22 protein-coding genes and 1 tRNA gene are annotated in these 25,217 nt (G+C 55.6%); 16 read left to right on the forward strand and 7 right to left on the reverse strand.

Annotation, left to right across the window (positions count from 1 at the left end; translation table 11 throughout):
- Window positions 1-190: 190 nt before the first annotated feature.
- Window positions 191-1,372 (forward strand): sugar efflux transporter SetB, encoded by a 1,182-nt coding sequence (gene setB, locus AFK62_RS12980; protein WP_007675865.1) that lies wholly within the window; start codon window positions 191-193, stop codon window positions 1,370-1,372.
- On the opposite strand, the gene AFK62_RS12985 is transcribed toward setB, so the two are convergent.
- Window positions 1,369-1,623, reverse strand: coding sequence for a YkgJ family cysteine cluster protein (locus AFK62_RS12985; RefSeq protein ID WP_007675863.1), 255 nt, complete (start codon window positions 1,621-1,623; stop codon window positions 1,369-1,371). The genes setB and AFK62_RS12985 overlap by 4 nt on opposite strands.
- Window positions 1,624-1,941: 318 nt before the next feature.
- Between AFK62_RS12985 and yeiP the strand changes: the two genes are divergently transcribed.
- On the forward strand, window positions 1,942-2,514 hold the full coding sequence (gene yeiP / locus AFK62_RS12990) for an elongation factor P-like protein YeiP (protein ID WP_007675861.1): 573 nt from the start codon (window positions 1,942-1,944) through the stop codon (window positions 2,512-2,514).
- A 68-nt stretch (window positions 2,515-2,582) separates the two neighbouring features.
- Here yeiP and uxuA read toward each other — a convergent pair whose 3' ends face one another.
- Window positions 2,583-3,773 (reverse strand): mannonate dehydratase, encoded by a 1,191-nt coding sequence (gene uxuA, locus AFK62_RS12995; RefSeq protein WP_007675859.1) that lies wholly within the window; start codon window positions 3,771-3,773, stop codon window positions 2,583-2,585.
- A 206-nt stretch (window positions 3,774-3,979) separates the two neighbouring features.
- Between uxuA and AFK62_RS13000 the strand changes: the two genes are divergently transcribed.
- The 9 genes from AFK62_RS13000 (at window position 3,980) to yejF (ending at window position 15,651) form a co-directional block, all read left to right on the forward strand.
- Window positions 3,980-5,446: a mannitol dehydrogenase family protein gene (locus tag AFK62_RS13000; protein WP_007675858.1), complete on the forward strand. Its 1,467-nt coding sequence runs from the start codon at window positions 3,980-3,982 to the stop codon at window positions 5,444-5,446.
- A gap of 131 nt (window positions 5,447-5,577) precedes the next feature.
- Window positions 5,578-6,564 (forward strand): CobW family GTP-binding protein, encoded by a 987-nt coding sequence (locus AFK62_RS13005; RefSeq protein WP_007675857.1) that lies wholly within the window; start codon window positions 5,578-5,580, stop codon window positions 6,562-6,564.
- A 30-nt stretch (window positions 6,565-6,594) separates the two neighbouring features.
- Window positions 6,595-7,314 (forward strand): phosphatase PAP2 family protein, encoded by a 720-nt coding sequence (locus AFK62_RS13010; RefSeq protein ID WP_053532118.1) that lies wholly within the window; start codon window positions 6,595-6,597, stop codon window positions 7,312-7,314.
- Between the two features lie 414 nt (window positions 7,315-7,728).
- Window positions 7,729-8,298, forward strand: coding sequence for a bifunctional murein DD-endopeptidase/murein LD-carboxypeptidase (gene mepS / locus AFK62_RS13015; protein WP_032984581.1), 570 nt, complete (start codon window positions 7,729-7,731; stop codon window positions 8,296-8,298).
- 167 nt (window positions 8,299-8,465) lie between these two features.
- Complete coding sequence (locus AFK62_RS13020) at window positions 8,466-10,028, forward strand: cyclic di-GMP phosphodiesterase (protein WP_032984580.1); 1,563 nt, start codon at window positions 8,466-8,468, stop codon at window positions 10,026-10,028.
- A 95-nt stretch (window positions 10,029-10,123) separates the two neighbouring features.
- Window positions 10,124-11,929 carry an extracellular solute-binding protein gene (locus tag AFK62_RS13025; RefSeq protein ID WP_007675851.1) on the forward strand — a complete coding sequence of 602 codons (1,806 nt, stop codon included), beginning with the start codon at window positions 10,124-10,126 and terminating at the stop codon, window positions 11,927-11,929.
- Window positions 11,930-11,937: 8 nt separating this feature from the next.
- Window positions 11,938-13,038, forward strand: coding sequence for a microcin C ABC transporter permease YejB (yejB, locus tag AFK62_RS13030; RefSeq protein ID WP_007675849.1), 1,101 nt, complete (start codon window positions 11,938-11,940; stop codon window positions 13,036-13,038).
- On the forward strand, window positions 13,035-14,060 hold the full coding sequence (locus AFK62_RS13035; protein WP_032984578.1) for a microcin C ABC transporter permease: 1,026 nt from the start codon (window positions 13,035-13,037) through the stop codon (window positions 14,058-14,060). The genes yejB and AFK62_RS13035 overlap by 4 nt, the downstream gene beginning before the upstream one ends.
- Window position 14,061: 1 nt before the next feature.
- Window positions 14,062-15,651 carry a microcin C ABC transporter ATP-binding protein YejF gene (yejF, locus tag AFK62_RS13040; protein WP_007675846.1) on the forward strand — a complete coding sequence of 530 codons (1,590 nt, stop codon included), beginning with the start codon at window positions 14,062-14,064 and terminating at the stop codon, window positions 15,649-15,651.
- A gap of 3 nt (window positions 15,652-15,654) precedes the next feature.
- On the opposite strand, the gene AFK62_RS13045 is transcribed toward yejF, so the two are convergent.
- The 3 genes from AFK62_RS13045 to rsuA all read right to left on the reverse strand — a co-directional run bounded on the left by AFK62_RS13045 (window position 15,655) and on the right by rsuA (window position 18,251).
- Window positions 15,655-15,999, reverse strand: a complete 345-nt coding sequence (locus tag AFK62_RS13045) for a YejG family protein (RefSeq protein WP_007675844.1) — start codon at window positions 15,997-15,999, stop codon at window positions 15,655-15,657.
- 332 nt (window positions 16,000-16,331) lie between these two features.
- Entirely contained in the window at window positions 16,332-17,528 is a 1,197-nt protein-coding gene (locus AFK62_RS13050) for a Bcr/CflA family multidrug efflux MFS transporter (protein ID WP_007675843.1), read from the reverse strand.
- Window positions 17,529-17,543: 15 nt separating this feature from the next.
- Window positions 17,544-18,251 (reverse strand): 16S rRNA pseudouridine(516) synthase RsuA, encoded by a 708-nt coding sequence (gene rsuA, locus AFK62_RS13055; protein ID WP_007675841.1) that lies wholly within the window; start codon window positions 18,249-18,251, stop codon window positions 17,544-17,546.
- Between the two features lie 169 nt (window positions 18,252-18,420).
- Here rsuA and AFK62_RS13060 point away from each other — a divergent pair, with 169 nt between their 5' ends.
- Both AFK62_RS13060 and rplY read left to right on the forward strand, forming a co-directional pair.
- A complete protein-coding gene (locus AFK62_RS13060; RefSeq protein ID WP_032984593.1) occupies window positions 18,421-20,181 on the forward strand; it encodes a DEAD/DEAH box helicase in 1,761 nt (586 codons plus the stop codon).
- 126 nt (window positions 20,182-20,307) lie between these two features.
- The gene (rplY, locus tag AFK62_RS13065; protein ID WP_007675837.1) at window positions 20,308-20,592 is read left to right on the forward strand and encodes a 50S ribosomal protein L25; all 285 of its coding nucleotides are present in this window, start codon (window positions 20,308-20,310) and stop codon (window positions 20,590-20,592) included.
- Window positions 20,593-20,696: 104 nt separating this feature from the next.
- Here rplY and yejK read toward each other — a convergent pair whose 3' ends face one another.
- A complete protein-coding gene (yejK, locus tag AFK62_RS13070; RefSeq protein WP_007678346.1) occupies window positions 20,697-21,701 on the reverse strand; it encodes a nucleoid-associated protein YejK in 1,005 nt (334 codons plus the stop codon).
- Between the two features lie 134 nt (window positions 21,702-21,835).
- Here yejK and AFK62_RS13075 point away from each other — a divergent pair, with 134 nt between their 5' ends.
- The 3 genes from AFK62_RS13075 (at window position 21,836) to AFK62_RS13085 (ending at window position 23,997) form a co-directional block, all read left to right on the forward strand.
- Window positions 21,836-22,063 carry a YejL family protein gene (locus AFK62_RS13075; RefSeq protein WP_007678349.1) on the forward strand — a complete coding sequence of 76 codons (228 nt, stop codon included), beginning with the start codon at window positions 21,836-21,838 and terminating at the stop codon, window positions 22,061-22,063.
- Window positions 22,064-22,082: 19 nt separating this feature from the next.
- Window positions 22,083-23,846: an LPS biosynthesis-modulating metalloenzyme YejM gene (gene yejM, locus AFK62_RS13080; protein WP_007678352.1), complete on the forward strand. Its 1,764-nt coding sequence runs from the start codon at window positions 22,083-22,085 to the stop codon at window positions 23,844-23,846.
- A 74-nt stretch (window positions 23,847-23,920) separates the two neighbouring features.
- Window positions 23,921-23,997: transfer RNA gene (locus tag AFK62_RS13085), tRNA-Pro, on the forward strand.
- A 405-nt stretch (window positions 23,998-24,402) separates the two neighbouring features.
- On the opposite strand, the gene AFK62_RS13090 is transcribed toward AFK62_RS13085, so the two are convergent.
- The gene (locus AFK62_RS13090; protein WP_007678358.1) at window positions 24,403-24,876 is read right to left on the reverse strand and encodes a hypothetical protein; all 474 of its coding nucleotides are present in this window, start codon (window positions 24,874-24,876) and stop codon (window positions 24,403-24,405) included.
- Between the last annotated feature and the right edge of the window lie 341 nt (window positions 24,877-25,217).

Consider the following 25,217-nt stretch of genomic DNA (forward strand, 5'->3'; position numbering starts at 1 on the left):
TCACCCTTTAGTGAAACGCGGCGGCGGCCGGTTTCAGCAAATTTCAGGGCGCGTCAGCTCGCTTCAGCAAAGCGGCAAGATGTTCTGAAACGCCATTTTGGTTTTTTGTGGCGTGCAGAGCCCTGGCCGCTGTTCAAAGTATGGCAAGCCGCGTAAACTTCGCCCCTTCTTTATTGATTCTGTCACCGTTATGCAAAACAACCCCCTCGCAACGCCGCAAAGGCCGCTCGATTTCACCTCTGCCTCGTTTCTGATTGTCGCGTTTCTCACGGGCATCGCAGGCGCGCTGCAGACGCCGACGCTCAGCCTGTTTTTGACCGAAGAGGTGCATGCACGTCCGGCAATGGTGGGCTTCTTTTTTACCGGCAGCGCCATCATCGGGATTTTCGTCAGCCAGTTTCTGGCGGGACGTTCCGATCGTAAAGGCGACCGTAAATCGCTGATTTTTGTCTGCTGTCTGTTGGGCACGCTGGCGTGCCTGCTGTTCGCGTGGAACCGCAACTATTTCATTTTGCTGTTCGTTGGCGTGTTTTTAAGCAGCTTCGGCTCAACCGCAAACCCGCAGATGTTTGCGCTGGCGCGCGAACACGCTGACCGTACGGGCCGCGAAGCCGTGATGTTTAGCTCTATTTTGCGCGCACAAGTATCGCTTGCCTGGGTCGTGGGGCCGCCGCTCGCCTACGCGCTGGCGATGGGGTTTGGTTTTGAGATGATGTATATGAGCGCCGCAGCGGCGTTCGTGCTCTGCGCGCTGATGGTATGGTGCTTTCTGCCGTCCATGCGTAAAGAGCCGCTCGCGACAGCCGCGCCTCTGGAAGCGCCGCGCCGCAACCGGCGCGACGCGCTGCTGCTGTTCACTGTTTGCACGCTGATGTGGGGCACCAATAGCCTCTACATTATTAATATGCCGCTGTATCTGATTAATGAGCTGCAACTGCCGGAAAAACTGGCGGGCGTGATGATGGGCGCTGCGGCCGGGCTTGAAATTCCGGTGATGCTGATTGCGGGCTATTACGCCCGTAAATTCGGTAAACGTTTTTTGATGCGGGTGGCCGTGGCGGCGGGCGTGCTGTTTTATCTCGGCATACTGACGCTACAAAGCCCGGCGGCTCTGCTGGCGTTGCAGCTGCTGAACGCCATTTATATCGGGATCCTCGCTGGCATCGGCATGCTCTATTTTCAGGATCTGATGCCAGGCCAGGCGGGGGCCGCCACGACGCTTTATACCAATACCACGCGCGTAGGCTGGATTATCGCCGGTTCGCTCGCAGGCGTTATCGCCGAGCTTCTCAACTACCATTCATTGTTTTACGTGGCGCTGGCGATGACCGCAGGCGCGGTCTGGTGCCTGTGGCGTATCAAGGACGTTTAAGGGGCGGTGAGCGCCTCAAGTTGAATAAGAAAAGTCATCGCCTCGTCGCGGCCTGCGCCGCACATCTCTTTTGAAGGCTGAAGGCCGCCGCACACTTTCGGGCGCAGCGGCGAGCCAAACAGCTTGCAGCGCAGACGTTCGTCCAGCTGGATACACGGCGTGTTAGCGGGCTTGCCGTCGGGCATGCCCGGGATAGGGCTTGAAATCGACGGTGCGGTACAGCAGGCGCCGCAGTCGGGGCGACAATCCATAAACTCTCCATGACGACGCGCGATGCGCCGATCAGTGATTTTTCAGGCAGCACCCGGTCATTGGCCATGTCGCCCTGCATTTCCAGCGCGAGGATCGGAGAGCGGTTGCGGATACACCGCGCCGCTATATCGGCTCTTCACGTCGAAGCCGGGCATTGTAGCGTTTTGCCCCGTCGCGTACAGCCGTAATGCTGAAAAACGGGCCGTGCAACGCTTTTAAACGCCCCTCGCAATGTGCGTAATTCCGCTTGCCTGGCGCGAGTCTCGCGAGTAACTTGTCGCGATATTTTGCATATTCCAGCTTAACAGGACACGTCAATGCCAAGAGCGAACGAAATTAAAAAAGGTATGGTGCTGAATTACAACGGCAAACTGCTGATTGTGAAAGATATCGATATTCAGTCACCGAGCGCGCGCGGCGCGGCTACGCTGTATAAAATGCGTTTTTCCGATGTCCGCACCGGACAGAAAGTAGAAGAGCGTTTCAAAGGCGACGATATCCTCGATACCATTACGTTGACGCGTCGTTTTGTTGATTTTTCGTATGTTGATGGCAACGAATATGTCTTCATGGATAAAGAAGACTATACGCCGTACACCTTTACGAAAGATCAGATTGAAGAAGAGCTGCTGTTTATGCCGGAAGGCGGTATGCCGGATATGCAGGTGCTGACCTGGGACGGACAACTTCTCGCGCTGGAGCTGCCGCAAACGGTGGATCTGGAAATTGTCGAAACGGCGCCGGGCATTAAAGGTGCGTCCGCAAGCGCCCGCTCCAAGCCGGCGACGCTCTCCTCAGGCGTTGTGATTCAGGTGCCGGAATACCTGAGCGCAGGCGAGAAAATCCGCGTGCATATCGCTGAGCGCCGCTACATGGGCCGCGCCGAGTAATCTCTTCCCTGAACGTCAAAAGCCCCGCCAGTGCGGGGCTTTTTTATATCGCCAATACAAGCTTCAGATTACAGCAAATCCGGGAACAACACTTTTTTCAGCGCCAGCTCGATGCCACGGACTTCGGCGAGCCCTTTAAGACGGCCAATCGCCGAATAGCCAGGGTTCGTTTTCTTGCGCAGATCGTCCAGCATCTGATGACCGTGATCCGGGCGGAATGGGATTGGGCGCAGATCGCCTGCTTTTTTACGGCGCTGCTCTTCCGTCAGAATCGCTTTTACTACTGCCACCATATCGACATCGCCATACAGATGCGCCGCCTCATGGAAGGTTTTCGGGTTCGCTTCACGACAGGTCGCGCGCAGGTGCGTGAAGTGAATGCGATCGGCGAACGTCTCGACCATTCGCACCAGATCGTTATCCGCACGCACGCCATACGAGCCAGTGCACATGGTGAAACCGTTATAAATACTGTCGACCGTTTCTTTCAGCCACAGCATATCTTCAATCGTCGAAACAATACGCGGCAGGCCAAGGATGGGACGCGGCGGATCGTCCGGGTGGACCGCCAGGCGCACGCCGGCTTCTTCGGCAACCGGCACGATAGCCTTCAGGAAATACGCCATATTTTCCCGCAGCGCGGCTTTATCAATAGGGTCGTATTCGGCAAGCCGCGCACGGAATTGATCCAGGGTGTAACCCTCTTCCGCCCCCGGCAGGCCCGCAATAATGTTGCGCGTCAGCGTCTCGATTTGCGCCTCGCTCATGGCGTGGAAATAATCCTGCGCCTGGCGCTGCTCATCCTCGGTATAATCATTGCGCGCACCGTCGCGCTTTAAGATGTGCAGTTCAAAGGCCGCGAAAGCAATCTGATCAAAACGCAGCGCCTTAGAGCCATCCGGCAGCGTGTATTCAAGATCGGTACGCGTCCAGTCGAGGATGGGCATAAAGTTGTAGCAGACGGTATCGATGCCGCAGACCGCGAGGTTGCGGATGCTCTGCTGGTAACGGGCAATGTAGAGATCGTATTCACCGGTATGGGTTTTGATGTCTTCATGGACCGGGATACTTTCCACGACGGACCAGGTAAGCCCTTTTTGCGCAAGCTCCGCCTGACGTTTTTTGATCTCTTCTACCGGCCATACCTCGCCATTTGGAATATGGTGTAGCGCAGTGACGATACCGGTGGCCCCGGCTTGTCTGATGTCATCCAGCGATACCGGATCGTTTGGCCCATACCAACGCCAGGTTTGTTCCATCGCCCTCTCCTTAAAAAGTTGTTATACCAATATTGCGATAACTCATGATGACTACCATACATGTTTAACCAGGGGCGTCAAACCACACGCCACTCTGTGTTGATCCAGCTCACAATCCCCGGATATTTACGGCATACCAATTCAATTTGCTGTCATATAACTTTACACTGGCTTTGTTAAATAATGGTTATCAGGATATGTGAGAAATGAATAATATCGCTTCCGCCACGCTGCCTGCTTCTGTCAAACGCCCGGGCTACGATCGCCGCGCGCTGCAAACGCGCATTGTGCATTTCGGTTTCGGCGCGTTTCACCGCGCGCACCAGGCGCTGCTGACCGATCGGGTGCTTAATCAGAACGGCGGCGACTGGGGCATCTGCGAAATCAGCCTGTTCAGCGGGGATGAACTGATGAGCGCGCTGCGCGCCCAGGATCATCTTTATACCGTGCTGGAAAAAGGTGCTGAGGGCAATCAGCCTATTATTATTGGCGCTGTGAATGAATGCCTCAACGCGAAGCTCGACGGTATGGAGGCGATCATTGAAAAATTCTGCGAGCCGCAGGTCGCTATTGTCTCGTTAACCATTACCGAAAAAGGCTATTGCATCGATCCTGCGACCGGCCACCTCGATACGCAAAACAGCCGTATCGCACACGATCTTGAAAACCCCCATGCGCCGCACTCTGCGCCTGGCCTGCTGGTTGAAGCGCTGCACCGCCGGCGTGCACGTGGGCATGCCGCTTTTACCGTGCTTTCCTGCGATAACATTCCCGATAACGGTCATGTGGTGCGCGAAGCGGTACTCGGCATGGCGCACCAGCGCGATCCGGCCCTGGCCGAATGGATAGCCGAGAACGTGACCTTCCCGGGCACCATGGTCGACAGGATTGTACCTGCGGCCACCCCCGAATCGCTGCAGGAGATAGCCGACACGCTGGGTGTGGCCGATCCATGCGCCATTAGCTGCGAGCCGTTTATCCAGTGGGTCATCGAAGATAATTTCGTTGCGGGCCGTCCTGCCTGGGAAGATGCCGGCGTGCAGATGGTCGACGACGTGCTTCCCTGGGAGCAAATGAAACTGCGCATGCTCAATGGCAGCCACTCTTTCCTCGCCTATCTTGGCTACCTGGCGGGCTATCAGCACATTAGCGACTGCATGAACGACACGCATTTTCGCGACGCTGCCCGCCAGCTGATGCTGCGTGAACAGGCACCAACGCTGCGTATTACCGGTGTGGATCTGACCGGCTACGCCGACAGCCTCATTGCACGCTTCGCCAATCCATCGCTTAAGCACCGCACCTGGCAAATCGCTATGGATGGAAGTCAGAAACTGCCGCAGCGCATGCTGGACTCTGTACGCTGGCATTTACAAAACGGTGGTGAATGGTCGCTGCTGGCGCTGGGCGTGGCGGGCTGGATGCGCTATGTAAGCGGCCTCGATGATAACGGTCAGCCGATTGATGTGCGTGACCCGCTCGCAGACAAAATTGCAACGCTTGTGCAGTCCAGCAGCGAAGAGGAGCGCGTCAGCGCACTGTTGACGCTCAAAGAAGTGTTCGGTGAAGAACTGCCGCAGCACCCACTGTTCATTCATACGCTGCACGCCGCCTGGCAGTCGCTCTGTCGCCTGGGCGCGAAAGAAGCGGTCGCGCGCCTCGCAAGACGTTAATTTTTAACCCTGAATGCCTTTAACGCGGACGCGGCGTCTGTCCGTCCGCGTTCCCCCTTCTCATCCCCGCCATTTTTATCCAGAATGAAGCCTGATGATTTATTTTCGCCAGATATTTATCAGGAGCGCTCGTGACCCTTACTAACCTTATTACCGGCTTTCTTGGCAGCGGCAAAACCACCACCATCCGTCATCTGCTGGCGCATAAAGATCCGGCGGAAAAGTGGGCGGTGCTGGTGAATGAATTCGGCGAAGTGGGCATTGACGGTGCGCTAATGGCGGACAGCGGCGCGCTGTTAAAAGAGATCCCTGGCGGTTGCATGTGCTGCGTCAATGGCCTGCCGATGCAGGTTGGTCTCAATACGCTGCTGCGACAGGGCAAGCCGGACCGCCTGCTGATTGAGCCAACCGGGCTTGGTCATCCGAAGCAGATTCTGGATATGCTCACTTCAGCGGTTTATGATCCCTATATTGATCTTCGTGCAACGCTCTGCCTGCTCGACCCGCGTCAGTTGCAGGATGAAAAATATGTCACTAATGAGAATTTCCGCGATCAGCTCGCCGCCGCGGATATCATCGTTGCGAATAAGCAGGACCGCAGCGATGCGCAAAGCCTTGCGGCGCTGCATGCCTGGCGCGACGAGTTTGCCGCCGACCGGGAACTGGTTTTCGCCACCCAGGGCGAGATTGACCTTTCTCTTCTTGATAAACCGCGTCTGAACCTGCGTGAATTACCGGCAAGCGCTCATCACGCGCATTCTCACGCTGCGCGCAGCGGACTGGCGGCGCTGAGCCTGCCGGGCAATCAACGCTGGCGACGCAGCCTGAACAGCGGACAGGGCCATCACGCCTGCGGCTGGATTTTCGATGGCGACACGGTATTCGATACGATTGGCGTGCTGGAGTGGGCGCGGCTGGCGCCAGCGGAGCGCGTAAAAGGCGTGCTGCGTATTCCCGAAGGGCTGGTGCGCATTAACCGCCAGGGCCAGGATTTGCATATCGAGACCCAGAACGCGCCGCCGCCGGACAGCCGAATCGAGCTTATTACTGCCGCAGAAGCCGACTGGAATGCCCTACAATCGGCCTTGTTGAAGCTTCGTTTAGATGAATCGCTTTAACGTTACCCTTTTGTGAAAAACCAAACCGCCATGATCAATACCCGTATTCTTGCGATCCTGCTGCTTAATCTTGCAGGCGCTGCCCTCTTTCTTTCCTGGTATCCGCCGGCGCAGACCGGTGCCTGGTTCTCCCTCGATGCCGGGATATTCCACTTTTTTAATCACCTTGCCGCGGCCAGCCACAGCTTTTTATGGTTCCTTGCGATAACCAATAACCGCGCGTTTGACAGCTGTTCGCTGCTGGCAATGGGCCTGCTGCTGCTCTGGTACTGGCGCGCCGCCACACCGCCGGGACGTCGTCATATTATTATTATGGGTGTCGTGATGCTGCTTTCCGCCGTCGTGCTAAATCAGCTTGGGCACTTGCTGCCGGTATCTCGTCCAAGCCCGACGCTGACGTTTGAAGACAGCCTGCGCGTAAGCAAGGTGGTGGGTATTTCCACGAAAGACGCCTCGACGGACAGTTTCCCGGGCGATCACGGAATGATGCTACTGATATTTGCTGGATTTATGTGGCGTTATTTCGGCAGTAAGGCTTTTGCCTGGGGCATGTTGATATTCTGCGTTTTCGCTCTGCCACGCATGATGATTGGCGCGCACTGGTTTACGGATATAGCTGTTGGCTCTTTGTCAATCATTTTTATTGGTCTGCCATGGATTTTATTAACACCGCTTAGCGATATAATTATTTCCTGGCTTAATCATCATTTACCCGGCAAAAAAAACAACAACTCCATAACAATTAATTAATAGATTAAAAATATCACCAACAGGGATCGTTAAGCGTCCCTGTTTATTTTTTCTCCTTTTTGCGTCAAACGCTTTTCGTAACACTTTCACACATTCGTCATTAAAATGAAGCGCTTGCCTATTTTTACAACAGTTTCTGAACCGCACGCCTTGCCTGTCTTTACAGTTCCTGACCATTACAATTTCTTATAAAAAAATAAATAAAACCACTCGCCATATGGGGTTTGTTCAGGTAATCTCGGGAGCGTTTTGCGGTTTAAGCGCATTTATTGGTAATGCAAATAAAAGTGTGCACCAACACACAATTTAGCTAACCAGGAATTGTCTTACCCCCCAGAGCTCATTAGTCTCGGCACGTTTAGCTTTTTTTATAACGATTTTTATCGTTAAGGACTTCAAGGGAAAACAAACGAAATGGTCAAATCTCAACCAATTTTGAGATATATCATGCGGGCTATCCCCGCAGTCGCTGTGGCAGTTTTGCTGTCAGCATGTAGCTCTACAAATACCGCAAAAAACATGCATTCTGAGACGCATGCAGTAGGTGAAAACGACGGGCTGTTACTGCAAGCCTCTCAGGATGAATTTGAACAGATGGTTCGTACGCTGGATGTAAAATCCCGCATTATGGATCAATACGCTGACTGGAAAGGCGTACGCTATCGCCTCGGCGGCAGCACCAAAACCGGCATCGATTGTTCTGGTTTTGTGCAGCGAACTTTCCGTGAACAGTTTGGTTTAGAACTGCCGCGCTCAACCTATGAGCAGCAGGAAATGGGTAAACCGGTTGACCGCACCCACCTGCGTACCGGCGATCTGGTTCTGTTCCGCGCAGGCTCTACAGGCCGCCACGTGGGCATTTACCTCGGTAATAATCAGTTTGTTCATGCATCAACACGCAGCGGCGTGATGATCTCAAACCTGGACGAACCGTACTGGAAGAAGCGCTATAACGAAGCGCGCCGCGTCCTGAGCCGGAGTTAATTCTCAGCGTGACGATTTCCCTTGATTGTCTGTGCTGAAAGATAAAAAACGCTGCTTATGCAGCGTTTTTTTTGCCTGCGCGCCCGTGGCGCCGTTTCCCCTCACCTTCTCCGGTATTGTCTGGTAAGCTCACCTCACGCTCGTTGTTCGCACAGGAACTGAAAAGGATGTTATCCCGTCCCCCTTTTGCACCAACCCTGTCTACTCCCCGAAAAATCGTTCTTGTTGGCCTTGCTGTGGGTCTGCTCCTGACCCTGGTTGTTACGTTCGCCACGCGGGGCTGGCTGCATCAGCAACGGGAAAACCAGTACGATCTGCTGGCACATGATATCCACCATTATCTCGACACCTATTTTGCGCAGTTAAAAGCCTCAGCCGACGCGCTACAACCGCTAACGCTCGCCGAATGCGGTGCGGTGTCGTCGGAACTCACCTCACGCGCGGCTTTTAATGTTAACGTGCGCGCCTTTTTGCTGGTGAGGGACGGCGTAGCGTATTGCTCGTCGGCCACCGGCAAGATGCGGCTGGCGCTACATGCGCTCGCACCCGATATCAACACTCACCACGCCGTAGATATCAGCATTATTTCCGGCACGCCGATGATGCCGGATAAACCGTCAATCGTAATGTGGTTTGGTAACCCGCTGATGAAAGGCCGCGGGATCGTGACAACGTTAAACGTTAATCTCACCCCTTATCTTATCTATACCGCGCGCCAGAACGATCTCAATGGCCTGGCGCTCGTCGCTAAAGATCTCGCGCTGACGACTTTTACCGGCAAGGCGCTGACGCCTGAAGAGCTGCCCGCCGCCCCATTGCACAGCGAAAGCGTGCAGGGTTATCCACTAAAGCTCTATCTGTACGGCGATACCATGCCTGCTGAAGACCGCCATCTGGCGCTGCTGCTGGGCTTACTGATCGGCGTGCTGGGCGGCGTGCTCGCCGTAATCTTGCTGGCGCTTCGCGCGCGCTCCGGGCGGGAGGTCGTCAGCGCCATGAAGCGCAATCAATTTTATGTGGTCTATCAGCCCGTGGTAGACGCCGCGACGCGACAGATCCGTGGTGTAGAGGCGCTGATGCGCTGGGAGCATCCGGCGGCGGGTATGATCCCACCCGATGCCTTTATCAGTTTTGCCGAAGCGCAAGGGCTTATCGTCCCGCTCACCCGTCATCTGTTTAAGCTTATCGCGCAGGACGTGCCGCGCCTGCAGCAATCGCTACCGCCTGGCGCCAAGCTCGGGATTAACATCGCGCCTGGCCACCTGCACTCCCCGCAGTTCAAAATGGACATTCAGAAATTCCACGCCTCGCTGCCGCCGGAGTATTTTCAGCTGGTACTGGAGATAACCGAACGCGACATGATCCGCGAAGAAGAAGCGATTGATCTTTTCGAATGGCTCCACCAGCAGGGTTATGAGATCGCCGTCGATGATTTCGGTACCGGCCACAGCGCCCTTATTTATCTTGAGCGCTTCACGCTCGATTACCTGAAAATCGATCGCGGCTTTGTGAATGCGATCGGTACCGAAACCATCACCTCGCCGGTGCTGGACGCGGTGATAAGCCTCGCAAAACGGCTGAATATGGCGACTGTCGCCGAAGGCGTCGAAACGCTTGAGCAGGCGAAATGGTTGAGCGTGCGCGGCGTGAATTTTTTACAGGGCTATTATTTTAGTCGCCCGGTACGCGCGAGTGAATTGCCGGCGAGCATGACGGAAGCTGACGCATAACGCAGGGCTATTTCACAATCGCGCGCGCCTCCCTTATTATGCAGCCATGCTGTTAGCGCGCCCACCTGGACGCCGGAGAAGGACACACCATCCCAATGATTGCACGCGCGTTCGTTTTGCTGTTAGTGATGTTCAGCGCTGTTTGCCAGGCGCAAACTATCCATGAAAGTTACTCCCTGGCGGTGCTCGGGGAGCCGAAATATGTCGTTAACTTTAACCACTTCGATTACGTCAACCCGGCAGCCCCAAAAGGCGGCAGCATTACGCTCGCGGCACTCGGCACTTTCGATAACTTTAATCTCTACGCGCTGCGCGGTAACCCTGGCGTACGCACCGAAACGCTCTACGATACGCTCTTTACCAATTCCGATGACGAGCCCGGCAGCTATTACCCGCTGATTGCCGAGATGATCCGCTATCCGGATGATTTTTCCTGGGCGGAAGTGACTATCAATCCGCAGGCGCGCAATCACGACGGCTCACCCATTACCGCCAAAGATGTGGCGTTTACCTTTCATAAATTCATGACAGAAGGCGTGCCGCAGTTTCGTCTCTATTATAAAGGCACGACAGTGAAAGCCATCGCGCCGCTGACGGTGCGCATTGAACTCGGGCAGCCCGGCAAAGAAAATATGCTGGGCCTGCTGACGTTGCCGATAATGCCGGAGAAATTCTGGCGCGACCATAAGCTTAGCGATCCGCTCTCTTCGCCGCCGCTTGCCAACGGCCCTTACCGCGTCACCCAATGGCGCATGGGGCAATACATTGTGTATTCCCGCGTGAAAGATTACTGGGCTGAAAACCTGCCGGTCAATCGCGGCCGCTGGAACTTTGATACCATTCGCTACGATTATTATCTCGATGACAATGTCGCTTTCGAAGCCTTCAAAGCGGGTGCCTATGATTTTCGTACCGAAACCAGCCCCAAAAACTGGGCGACGCGCTATACCGGTAATAACTTCGCACGTGGGTATATTGTCAAAGAAACATTTGAAAAAACCACGGCGCAGGACGCCCGCTGGCTTGCGTTTAATACGCAGCGTACCTTCTTCGCTGACCGCCGCGTGCGCGAGGCCATTTCACTCGTCTTTGATTTTGAATGGATGAATAAAGTGCTGTTCTACAACGCCTGGCGTCGTCCGGACAGCTATTTCCTTAATACCGAGTACGCTGCGCGTCACTACCCGGACGCCGATGAACTCACCCTCCTCGCGCCCCTGAAAAAAGAGGTGCCGCCGGAAGTTTTCACCTCAATTTATACGCCGCCGGTCTCTCGCGGTGATGGCTTCGATCGCGATAATCTCATGAAAGCGCTGGCGCTCCTGAAAGACGCGGGCTGGGAGCTTAAAAACAACCGGCTGGTTAACGCGGCTACCGGTAAACCGTTTACGTTTGAATTGCTGCTTGGTTCGGAGGGAAATAACCAGTGGGTGCTCCCCTTCCAGCACAGCCTGGCGCGGCTTGGCATCACCATGACCATCCGACAGGTCGATAATTCACAGCTGAATAACCGGCTGCGCAAGCGCGATTTCGACATGATGCCGCGTGTATACAGGGCTTCTCCCTGGCCTGATACGGGGCTTCAGATAAGCTGGGCGTCAGACTATATCGACTCTAGCTGGAATACACCGGGTGTGCAAAACCCGGCAGTGGATAAACTGATTGCGCAGATTATCGCCAACCAGGGCAATCAGAAAAAGCTCCTGCCGCTGGGCCGCGCGCTCGACCGCGTGCTGACATGGAACTACTACATGCTCCCTATGTGGTACGCGGCGGCGGATCGTGTCGCGATGTGGAACAAATTCTCGCGCCCGGCCACGCGCCCTCTCTATACCATCGGTTTTGATACGTGGTGGTATGACGTCAACAAAGCCGCCACCCTGCCAGAAGCGCGGCGCTGAGGAAAGTTATGGGCGCTTATCTGCTTCGTCGTTTATTGCTGCTGATCCCAACGCTCTGGGCCATCATCACGATTAACTTTTTTATTGTCCAGATAGCGCCAGGTGGGCCGGTGGATCAGGCGCTCGCCGCTATTCAGTTTGGTAATGGCGGCGGCGTGCCCGGTGTTCAGGGCGGGGGAATGCAGGGCACGGGCCGCGCGCAAACGGGTGTGGTCAACGTCAATGAAAACCACTACCGCGGCGCACGCGGGCTGGATCCGGAAGTGGTCGCCGAAATCACCCATCGCTACGGGTTCGACAAACCACTCCATGAGCGCTACCTGAAAATGCTCTGGGATTATGCACGTTTCGATTTCGGCAACAGTTTATTTCGCAGTGCCTCGGTCATCTCTCTGATAAAAAACAGCCTGCCGGTGTCGATAACGCTTGGGCTATGGAGCACGCTGATTATTTATCTGGTGTCGATTCCGCTTGGCATTCGCAAGGCGGTGGCCAGCGGCAGCCGCTTCGATGTCTGGAGCAGCGTGGCGATTATAACCGGCTATGCCGTTCCGTCCTTTCTCTTCGCCATTTTATTGATTGTCGTTTTCGCAGGCGGCACCTGGCTTGATCTATTCCCGTTGCGCGGCCTGGTTTCAACCAACTTTGATTCGCTGCCGTGGTATCAGAAAATTACCGACTACCTCTGGCATATTACGCTGCCGGTGCTGGCAACGGTCATTGGCGGCTTCGCCACATTGACCATTCTTACCCGTAATACGTTTCTTGATGAAATCCGCAAACAGTATGTGGTGACCGCACGCGCCAAAGGGCTTGGTGAACAGCAGATCCTCTGGCGTCATGTCTTTCGCAACGCCATGCTACTGGTGATCGCGGGTTTCCCGGCAACGTTTATCAGCATGTTCTTTACCGGATCGGTGCTGATCGAAGTCATTTTCTCACTGAGCGGCCTTGGGTTGTTGGGCTATGAGGCAACCGTCTCCCGCGATTACCCGGTGATGTTCGGCACCCTCTATATTTTTACCCTGGTCGGTCTGCTGCTGAATATTCTGAGCGATATTACCTATACGCTGGTGGACCCACGCATTGATTTCGAGAGGCGCGAATGAGGGGATTGAAGCCAGTGAACCAGGCGCGCTGGGCGCGGTTTCGCCATAACCGGCGCGGCTACTGGTCGCTGTGGATACTGGCCATCATTGTGGTGTTGAGTCTCTTTTCCGAGCTTATCGCCAACGACAAACCGCTGCTGGTGCATTACCAGGACCGCTGGTACTTCCCCTTAGTGACCGACTACAGTGAAAGCGACTTCGGCGGCCCGCTCGCCACGCCCGCCGAATATCAGGACCCCTGGCTGCAACAGCGGCTGGAAGACAAAGGCTGGGTGCTCTGGGCGCCGGTACGCTTTAGCGGCACTGCGATAAATTTTGCTTCGGATAAGCCCTTCCCTGCCCCGCCGTCAGCGCAAAACTGGCTTGGCACCGACGCCAACGGCGGCGACGTGCTGGCGCGTATCCTCTACGGCACGCGTATTTCACTGCTATTCGGGTTAATGCTGACGATATGCTCAAGCGTTATAGGTATTACTGTCGGCGCGGTACAGGGCTATTACGGCGGCAGAATCGATCTCTTTGGCCAGCGTTTTATTGAAATCTGGTCCGGCATGCCGACGCTGTTTCTTATCATTATTCTCTCAAGCGTGGTGCAGCCCAGTTTCTGGTGGCTGCTGCTGATAACGGTGCTGTTTGGCTGGATGACGCTGGTCGGCGTCGTGCGCGCCGAGTTTCTGCGTACGCGCAACTTTGACTATATCCGCGCCGCCCAGGCGCTGGGCGTCAGCGATCGGGCGATTATCTGGCGTCATATGCTGCCCAATGCGATGGTGGCGACGCTCACGTTCCTGCCCTTTATTCTCTGCGGGTCAATTACTGTGCTGACGGAGCTGGATTTCCTGGGCTTCGGGCTGCCGATTGGATCACCGTCGCTTGGCGAGCTGTTGCTGCAAGGCAAAAATAATCTGGAAGCGCCGTGGCTTGGCCTGACCGCTTTCTTTTCACTGGCGGTCCTGCTGTCGTTGTTAATTTTTATTGGTGAAGCGGTCCGCGACGCCTTCGACCCCAGTAAGGCTATCTGATATGGCGCATCCTCTGCTCTCCATCGACAATCTCTCTGTCGCGTTTCGCCAGCAGGGCGTTGAACGTCAGGTGGTGGATTCTGTATCGCTGGCCATTGAGGCAGGCGAAACCCTGGCGCTCGTGGGTGAATCCGGCTCCGGTAAAAGTGTTACCGCACTCTCTGTGCTACGCCTGCTCCCTTCCCCGCCCGTGGTCTACCCGCAAGGCGATATCATGTTTCAGGGCCGCTCATTGCTGAATGCCAGCGAGCGTGAGCTGCGCGCCGTGCGCGGCAACCAGATAGCGATGATTTTTCAGGAGCCGATGGTTTCTTTGAATCCGTTGCACAATATCGAAAAGCAGCTTTACGAAGTCCTTTCGCTCCATCGCGGCATGCGCCGGGAACCTGCGCGTGCTGAAATAGTGACTTGTCTTGAGCGCGTTGGCATCCGTAATGCGGCGCAGCGGCTGAATGACTTCCCGCACCAGCTTTCCGGAGGCGAACGCCAGCGCGTGATGATTGCGATGGCGCTGCTTACGCGCCCGGCCCTGCTTATTGCCGATGAGCCGACCACGGCGCTGGACGTCACGGTCCAGGCACAAATCCTGCAATTGCTGGCGGAGCTTAAGCGCGAGCTCAATATGGGGCTGCTGTTTATTACCCATAACCTGAACATTGTGAAGCGGCTTGCGGATAATGTGGCGGTTATGCAAAACGGGCGCTGCGTGGAGCAAAACCGCGCCGCGTCGCTCTTCGCCGCCCCGGCGCATGATTACACCCGTCGTCTTATTAACGCGGAGCCGGACGGCGATCCGGTGCCGCTGCCACCTTCTGCCGCCCCGCTGCTGGAGGTGCGTAATCTGCGTGTCACTTTCGCAAAGCGACACGGGCTGCTGCGGCGCGTTTCAGGTTATCACCCTGCGTTAAAAGGCTTAAGTTTTACCCTGCGGGCGGGTGAAAGCCTGGGACTGGTAGGCGAATCGGGTTCAGGTAAAAGCACCTCCGGGCTTGCGCTGCTGCGCCTCATTGCTTCGGAGGGTGAGATTTACTTTGAGGGGCAGCCGTTGCATCAGCTTAACCGCCGCGCCCTGTTGCCCCTGCGCCGGCGTATTCAGGTGGTGTTTCAGGACCCGAACTCTTCACTAAATCCGCGTCTTGATGTGCAAAGCATTATTGCCGAAGGGCTGCGGGTTCATCAGCCGTCGCTGACCGCCTCGCAGCGCGAGGCGCAGGTTATCGAGGCGATGCGTGAAGTGGGACTCGATCCCCACACGCGCCATCGCTATCCGGCCGAATTTTCCGGGGGGCAGCGTCAGCGCATCGCGATCGCGCGGGCGCTTATCCTGAAGCCTGAATTGCTTATTCTGGACGAACCCACGTCATCGCTTGATCGCACCGTACAGGCGCAGATCCTGGCGCTTCTGAAAAAGTTACAGCAGGAACACCAGCTCGCTTATCTGTTTATCAGTCATGATCTACAGGTTGTGCGTTCGCTGTGTCATCAGGTGGTGGTGTTACGTCAGGGGGAAGTCATTGAGCAGGGCGACTGTCAGACGATTTTCGCCGCCCCGCGTGAGGCGTATACGCGCGAGCTGTTAACGCTGCGCTAACGTTCAGAAAGGGTTCTGGCCAGAAAACGGCTCAGCGATGGCTACGCCAAAATTTTTGAGCCGACAGGTCGCCGCGAACTCGTCCTGATGGTTCACAAACAAGCACGGCTCGCCTTCGCACTCCAGCACAGAACAATCCACTGAGATATCGCTCAGGGCCTGGCTTAGCTTCTGCATTACCGGCCAGGCTTTTTCACCGTCCGGGCTCAGGAGGCGCAGACCCACCAGGCAGTTATCGCACTGCTGTCCGGCATGCGGAATCGGTTCAACTTTTGAACCGGCAAAACCCGTACTCCACCGATAGCTCTGCGGCAAACGATGAACGATTGAGAGTTGTAGCGTATTCAAGATAGTGTCCCCGGAAACATAAATTTTACAAGTCATTCACACAAACAATAACACAAGTTGACAAAAAGTGATCATGTCAACAAAGAAAACGGTTTCATTGCGTGCCAGAGCAGGTTATTTACTCACCAGCGAGGCGGTTATTTTGTGCGTTGGCTCGCATTTTGGCGCTATATGTACTCTGTTCTGCGTTCAGACACAACCTTTTTTAATACAAGGCTGTGACTTTTTACACGCTTTACTTTTACATTCGCGAAACAAATAAGCGTGTAACGCGCGCTGTAGTGATACGGCCAGAGGCAGACGATAAGGGGGTAAAAATTACCCCCAAAGGATTACGCCGGACGGCGGCGAGGACGACTGGCGTAGAAATAGAAGAGGATCGAGCAGGTGGCGCAGAAGAAAATAGAAAGCAGCATGGGCCAGGCGGAGTTAAACGTCGCCATCGACAGCAGCGCGCCCATGATAGCCCCAATGCCGAAGCGGAATGTCCCGGCAAGCGACGACGCGGTGCCCGCCATGTGCGGAAACTCATCGAGAATGACCGCCATCGCGTTCGAGGCGACCAGCGAGACACACCCCACAAAGACGGCGATGCCCAACACCAGCGCCCAGAAGCCAACGCCAAATTGCGCGCTGACCACCAGCCACACCGCCATCACGAACTGAATAAACAGCCCTGCGCGGAACATCTTCAGCGCCCCGATGCGACGTACAAAGCGGCTGTTAATAATCGTCATCATGAACAGGAACACGATATTCAGCGCAAAGTAGTAGCCGAAGTGCTGGGGCGACACATGGTTTAGCTCAATATAAACAAACGGCCCGGCGCTTAAGAACGAGAACATGCCCGCGAAACTAAAACCGCTCGCCAGCATATAGCTCAGCACGCGCTTGTGGCGAAACAGGGTTGCGAAGTTGCCAAGCGTGGTGCGAATGTGAAATTTCTGGCGGCGTTCTACCGGCAGCGTTTCGCGAATCAGAAAGAAAATCATCGCGCAGGCCAGCAGTGCAAGGACCGCCAGGATCCAGAAGATAACGTGCCAGTTAAACCAGACGAGCACTGCCCCACCTGCGATTGGCGCAAGTAACGGCGCGATAGTCGTCACCAGCATCACGAAGGACATCATGCGCGAGAACTCTTCCTTCGGGTAGATATCGCGCATCAGGGCGTTGATGACTACGCTTGCCGCCGCCGCAGAAAGCCCGTGCAGGAGACGCATATAAATGAGCTGATCGATGGTTTGCGCCAGCGCGCATGCGATGGCGGCCACCGCGAAAATCAGCGTCCCGCCAAGAATAACCGGCTTGCGCCCCAGACTGTCCGCCATCGGGCCATAAAAAAGCTGCCCGATAGCAAAGCCCAGAATGTAGGTGCTGAGCGTCATCTGCGCGCTGCCCGCTTCGACGCCAAACTCGCTTGCGATAACCGGCAGCGCCGGCAGGTACATATCGATAGAGAGCGGCATCAGCATGGCCAGCAGGCCAAGAATAAACACAATACCCAGTGAAGAATTCTGCCTGGTGGTCACAATAAGCTCCTGAAATTAGCGTGACGGCATGCCAACGCTGGCAATTTCGTCTTCGGTTAACGGGCGGTATTCGCCAGGTGCAAGCTCAGGATCCAGTTCAATACCCCCGATGCGCTCGCGATGCAGGCCGACCACATGGTTACCCACCGCTGCAAACATGCGCTTCACCTGATGATAGCGCCCTTCACTGATAGTCAGGCGTACTTCCGTTGGGGTGATCAACTCAAGCTGCGCTGGTTTGGTGAGATCTTTTTCGTTATGCAGCTGTATGCCTTTTTCGAACAGCGCTGCGGTGTCGTCCGCGACTGGCGATTCCAGCGTCACAAGATAGGTTTTTTCACAGTGGTGGCGCGGCGAGGTGATACGGTGCGACCACTGACCATCGTCGGTCATCAGCACCAGTCCGGTGGTGTCGATATCAAGACGCCCTGCCGCATGCAGCTTATGCGCGACCGGTTCGTCAAGAAAATAGAGTACCGTCGGATGATCCGGATCGTCAGTGGAGCAGACATAGCCCTGCGGTTTATTGAGCATAAAATAGCGCGGGCCGTTCTGCTGAGTCAGCGGATTGCCGTCATACTCAACCTCGTGGTCCGCCAGCAGTTTAAAAGCACTGTCTCTTACAATGTCGCCATTCACGGTTACCCGGCTGGCGCGAATCTCACGGGAAGCAATAGCGCGGCTGACGCCAAGCTGCTGGGCGATAAATTTATCAAGTCGCATTACGTTTATAAGCCTGTTGTTGGTGCAGTTCCGACGCGGGGCGGGCAAAGCGCCCGTCAACATTCATGAAGCGGAATCAGAGCGGTCAGTATAACGGGCAATGGCCCGCTCACAAGATGAAATTGATTCGTGGCATAATATTAGCGTGATCCTTATTTCTGGCAGGCCCATGTCTTTTACTCTACGTCCCTATCAGCGTGAAGCGGTGGATGCCACCCTGAATCATTTCCGCCGCCACGATGCGCCTGCGGCAATCGTCCTGCCGACCGGTGCCGGCAAAAGTCTGGTTATCGCCGAGCTCGCACGGCTTGCGCGCGGCCGCGTCCTGGTGCTTGCCCACGTTAAAGAGCTGGTCGCGCAAAACCATGCCAAATATCTGGCGCTGGGGCTTGAGGCCGATATCTACGCCGCGGGGCTTGCGCGTAAAGAGAGCCACGGCAAAGTGGTGTTCGGCAGCGTGCAGTCGGTGGCGCGCAACCTGGACCATTTTCAGGGCGAATTTTCGCTGGTGATTGTCGATGAGTGCCATCGCATCAGCGATGACGACGACAGTCAGTATCAGCAAATCCTTACGCATCTGCGCAAACAAAACCCGCGCCTGCGGCTGCTGGGGCTGACCGCCACGCCATTTCGCCTCGGCAAAGGCTGGATTTACCAGTTCCACTACCACGGCATGGTGCGCGGCGACGAGAAGGCGCTCTTTCGCGACTGCATCTATGAGCTTCCGCTGCGCTACATGATTAAACACGGCTACCTGACGCCGCCGGAACGCCTCGATATGCCGGTGGTGCAATATGACTTCAGCCGTCTCCAGGCCCAGAGCAACGGGCTATTCAGCGAGACTGACCTCAACCGCGAGCTGAAACAACAGCGGCGCATCACGCCGCATATCGTCAGCCAGATAGTGGAGTTTGCCGCCGACCGCCGCGGCGTCATGATTTTCGCCGCGACCGTCGAGCACGCAAGGGAAATTACCGGTCTGCTGCCGGCAGGCGAAGCCGCGCTCATTACCGGTGAGACGCCAGGGCGCGAGCGCGACGCCATTATCGACGCGTTCAAAGCCCAGCAACTGCGCTTTCTGGTGAACGTGGCGGTACTCACCACCGGCTTTGACGCCCCCCACGTGGATTTAATCGCGATCCTGCGCCCAACGGAATCCGTCAGCCTGTATCAGCAGATTGTCGGGCGCGGGCTGCGGCTGTCGCCCGGTAAAACGGATTGTTTGGTCCTGGATTATGCCGGCAACCCGCACGATCTCTACGCACCGGAAGTGGGCGCACCGAAGGGGAAAAGCGACAATGTGCCGGTGCAGGTTTTCTGCCCCGCCTGCGGTTTCGCCAATACCTTCTGGGGCAAAACCACCGCCGACGGCACGCTGATTGAGCATTTTGGCCGCCGCTGTCAGGGCTGGTTTGAGGATGACGACGGCCACCGCGAACAGTGCGATTACCGTTTCCGCTTCAAAAACTGCCCGCACTGCAACGCGGAAAATGATATCGCCGCCCGGCGCTGCCGTGGATGCAACGAGATCCTGGTCGATCCGGACGATATGCTGAAAGCGGCGCTGAAGCTCAAAGATTCGCTGGTATTACGCTGTGGCGGGATGCAGTTACAACCGGGCGCCGATGAGAAAGGCGAATGGCTCAAGGTCACGTATTATGACGAAGACGGCGCGGACGTTAGCGAGCGTTTCCGCCTGCACACCCCCGCGCAGCGCACCGCGTTTGAACAGCTGTTTATCCGCCCGCATACGCGCACGCCGGGTGTGCCGCTGCGCTGGATAACTGTCAATGATATCGTGGCGCAACAGGCGCTCTTGCGTCACCCGGATTTCGTGGTCGCGCGCCTGAAAGGCCAGTACTGGCAGGTGCGTGAAAAAGTATTCGACTATAACGGCCGCTTCCGTCGCGCCAATGAATTACGCGGTTAGCGGCAGTTTTCATTGCCCGTGCGCGCTCAAATGGCTATAATGCCGCCCGCTTTTGCATCCGCAAAGCCAGTCATTCGCCTGTTGCTGGGTCGCCTGTAACAGGCTTCTTTATTAAGAGAGATGTCAATGTTTACTATTAACGCTGAAGTACGTAAAGAGCAGGGTAAGGGTGCGAGCCGCCGCCTGCGTCACGCCAACAAGTTCCCGGCTATCATCTACGGTGGCACCGAAGCTCCGGTTGCAATCGAACTGGATCACGACAAGCTGATGAACATGCAGGCAAAACCGGAGTTCTACAGCGAAGTGCTGACTCTGGCTATCGATGGCAAAGAAGTTAAAGTAAAAGTTCAGGCTGTACAGCGTCACCCGTACAAACCGAAACTGCAGCACATCGACTTCGTTCGCGCGTAATTGCGATGAAGGAAAAAACGCCGCGCTAAGCGGCGTTTTTTTTGCCTGTCATTCAGGCTCAAAAAAATAAGGGCGGATATTCCGCCCTTTTTCGCATCTAACGCTTATTTGCCGGACAGGCGGCGCTGCAGCTGATCGCGCAGGTTCGGCGGCGTGCCTTTGATGGTGAGCGTGTCGGTTGCCGGGTCCCAGAAAATGCGCTCGCCCAGCAGCAGGGCGTCGAAATTAATCGTCAGTCCGCCGCCGCTGCCGGCGTATTTGGTCAACTGACGCAGGGTGCTGCGGTCCGCCGGGAAGGTCTCTTCCAGCTCATAGCCCTGCTCCGCCGTAAACTCCTGGAAGCTTTTCTCACCGAAATTCGGCAGCTCTTTTGAGAGTTCAGAGAGCGCAATCTCTTCGCCCGCCTGCAACTGTTCGTTGCAGTAGCTGTAGACCTGCGCACGCACGTTCTGGCGCTCGGCTTTATCAAGCTGCGCTTCGGCAGTGAAATCGTCCAGCGCCTGCAGCAGACCACGGTTTTGCGCTTTGGTGTCAAGCCCGACGCTCGCGCCCAGGAAATCCATAAAGAAATCGGCAACCTTGCGCCCGACCCTTCCCTTCAGGAAGGTTAAGTAGCGCGTCGACTCCGGGTTGGTTTCCCATTCGGTTAAATCGATGCGCGCCACGATGTCGGCATGGTTGATGTCCAGATAGTGCGTGGCGCTGATATCGAGCTGCTCATTGACGCGCATGCTGCTTAAGTTATTCAGCACCGCCACCAGCAGGTATTCCACTGCCAGATAACGATAATGGCAAAACAGCACGATACCGCCGTCCGCGAACGGGTATTTCGCCAGCTCGTCGCGCAGACGGCCCGTGGCCGCGCGGCTGAACGCCAGGAAATCGTCATCACCGCGACGGCACTGGCGCAGCGCCTCGGCAAGCTCGCTCTCTTCGTTAAAAAGGCCGTAAGCTTTGCTTTTCGCGCTGTAGACGCGATGCAGCTCGGCCATCATTTCCGTGACGGTATTGCCTGGTTCAAGCAGCGAGTCGCGCAGGATAAGCTCCAGATTCTGCTCATCGCGCTTAATTAACTGATGCAAGGCAATCTGGTTGATATCCAGACTCATGATAAACTCTCCTGTTGGGCAGGGCCGTATTCAACCACTGCCCGCCGTCCGGCGCAACCGCTGATAAAAATGCGGAAATAAAGCCACTGCTACGGTAAGATGTTGGACTTTCCTGAACAAACCGATGTTGAGTTATGCCACAAGTATCCCGCTATAGTGACGAACGCGTTGAAGAATTACTGACTGAACTGGCGAACGTGCTGTCAAAGCACAAAGCGCCGACTGACCTTTCCCTGATGGTGCTTGGGAATATGGTCACCAATCTCATCAATAACAGCGTGGCTCCCGCGCAGCGCAAAACGCTGGCGCGCTCCTTCGCGGATGCGTTGCAATCCTCCGTTCGCGATGACAACGCGCATTAAGGAAGAACGTTAAAAAGCTATGGTGACTAACCGTCAGCGCTACCGTGAAAAAGTCTCCCAGATGATTAGCTGGGGGCACTGGTTCGCCCTGTTCAATATTCTGCTGTCCATTGTCCTTGGTAGCCGCTATCTGTTTATTGCCGACTGGCCCACGACCCTGACGGGCCGGGTTTACTCTTATGTAAGCCTGGTGGGCCACTTTAGCTTTCTGGTGTTTGCCGCCTATCTGCTGATCCTCTTCCCGCTCACGTTTATCGTGATGTCGCAGCGCCTGATGCGGTTCCTGTCGGCGATACTTGCGACCGTCGGGATGACGCTGTTACTGGTCGACAGCGAAGTCTTTACCCGCTTCCACTTGCATATTAATCCGGTGGTCTGGCAGGTCGTTATCAACCCCGATCAAAGCGAAATGGCCCGTGACTGGCAGTTGATGTTTATCGCTGTGCCGGTGATTTTGCTTATCGAGATGCTGTTCGCCACCTGGAGCTGGCAGAAGCTGCGCAGCCTGACGCGTCGCCGTCGTTACGCGCGCCCGGTGGCGGCACTCTTTTTCGCGTCGTTTGTCACCACACATGTGATGTATATCTGGGCTGATGCCAATTTCTATCGCCCGGTCACGATGCAGCGTGCCAATCTGCCGCTCTCGTACCCGATGACAGCGCGCCGTTTTCTGGAAAAACATGGTCTGCTGGATGCGCAGGAGTATCAGCGCAGACTGGTGGAACAGGGCGATCCGGAAGCGGTCAGCGTGCAATATCCGTTGAGTGATCTGCGTTACGGCGATATGGGCTCAGGCCATAATGTTCTGTTTATCACGGTAGACGGCCTGAACTATTCGCGCTTTGAGAAGCAGATGCCGGCGCTTGCGCAGTTCGCGCATGACAATGTGAATTTCACCCAGCATTTCAGCTCGGGGAATCTCGCGGACAACGGCATATTCGGCCTCTTCTACGGCATTTCACCGGGCTACATGGATGGCGTGCTGGCCGCACGTATTCCGGCTGCGCTGATTACAGCGCTCAATCAGCAAGGCTATCAGCTGGGCCTGTTTGCTTCTGACGGTTTCCGCAGTTCGCTCTACCGCCAGGCGCTGCTGTCTGACTTCTCGCTGCCAACCGCGCAGCCGCAAAGCGACGAGCAGACCGCCTCACAGTGGGTAAACTGGCTGAATAAATACGCCTCCGAAGATAACCGCTGGTTCTCGTGGGTGTCCTTTAATGGCACAACGATCGATGAAGAGACGCAACAGGCTGCCTTCGCGCGCCGTTACGCCCGCGCTGCCGGTAATGTTGACGCGCAAATCGCCCGCGTGCTGAATGCGCTCAAAGCAAGCGGCAAGCTGGATAATACCGTGGTGGTTATCACCGCAGGCCGCGGCGTTCCGCTCGGCAAGCAGCAGGATAGCTTCGGCTGGGATCGCGCGCGAATTCAGGTACCGCTGGTTATTCATTGGCCGGGCACGCCTGCGCAGCGCGTCACTAAACTGAGCGATCATCAGGACGTAATGACCACTCTGATGCAGCGCCTGTTGCATGTGCGTACACCCGCGAATGAATATTCACAGGGCGAAGATCTCTTCTCCCCTGCCCGCCGCAATAACTGGGTGGTGAGCGCCGATAACAACACGCTGGCCGTCACGACGCCGCAGATGACGCTGGTGCTGGACAACAACGGCAACTACCGGATGTACGACCTGCGCGGCGAGCGGATGAATGAGGATAAACCGCAGCTCAGCCTGCTGTTGCAGGTGCTGACGGATGAAAAACGGTTCATCGCTAACTGATTGATTAATTATAAATCACTCAATGGGGCGTCGCTTGCAATCAGCGTGAAAACGGGTAGTATAAGCCTCCACGTCGGCACGTAGCGCAGCCTGGTAGCGCACTGTCATGGGGTGTCAGGGGTCGGAGGTTCAAATCCTCTCGTGCCGACCAAAAAATCCCAAAAAAACCAACCTTAACGGTTGGTTTTTTTATGCCTGCGATTTGGCTTCTGGTAAGGGTCGTAAAAGGACGCTGACAGGATATACCAGCAATCATCCGCACTCAGAGGAGCGCTATCAATACTCCCGCCGTTTCATTTCACTGAATCAGGTCGCCATGACCTTCTCAGGCAAGCTCAAAGCGATTTATATCCCCATTCTCTGGTTCATTTTTGTCACTCACTGGGCCTCCTGCGCGTTGATTAATACACCCTTTTTACTGGTGCTTTCATCCCGGTGAGAACAATGGCGACGCCCGCTTTGCGCTCTGGTCTGGCATCAGTCCGCTCTGCGCCAGGGCAGCCACCGACACCTTCATGAACGCTTCGCGAGATCACCCTTTAAGGACTGAGCGTGTTCAACTGCGCTTTGAGCGCGTTGCGAAGAAGACCACGGCGGCTCCGGCAGCGACGATGAGCGCATCTTCAATCAGGCCACTTCGGGTCTGCCCCATTCTTGCCACGGCTTTTTTGCGTGCCGCAAGCGTTGCATAGGCAAGTGACACCGCGGCAGAGACCGCGATCGCTGCCCCAGTTTTTTCCTTTCCGCTGGGTGCCAGCGCAGCGCCTGCAATCCCTGCACTGGCCACGCGTGCAGATAAGCCCAAAAACACGGTGCGGTCTGGCGCTGACTTCATCTTGTCGCCAAAGAGTTCACCGACACCCATCGCTAACGCGCCGTATTTGAATAGCGGACGGTCCAGCAGTAAGAGACTGCCGGGTGTATCGCGCCTTTTAATGCGTGCTGCAGCGATAGCCGCCATCGGCGTCATGGAACGGCAGCTGGCGACAAGACCAATTAAGGCGGAATAAACGAAATCGGTGATTTTCATTGGTTATCTCCAGGTTAAATGAAGGTTTTTTAATCCTTTACAGGCACACTCTTTTTATTTAACGCATTAATACGGTCACGTCATTTACAAGCGTTTCCTTAAAACGTTTAGTCGCCTCCTGCAATGCCACAAGGATTTTTGCAGCCAGTGCGCCTCTGAATGCATATGCGGGCTTGCACACCAGGCGTGCTAAACATAGCGACTACCGCCGCTCAGGCAAATCGCCTTCAGATTGACTTTTTTGCATGCGACTCTTCTGATGACCATAAGACCCACAGGCGCCTGGTCATTAATTTTGCGTGGGCGCATATGCAAATGACTACGGTAATAGTCAGTATAGA

It is taken from the genome of Cronobacter condimenti 1330 (assembly GCF_001277255.1).
In the GTDB taxonomy this organism is placed as follows: domain Bacteria; phylum Pseudomonadota; class Gammaproteobacteria; order Enterobacterales; family Enterobacteriaceae; genus Cronobacter; species Cronobacter condimenti.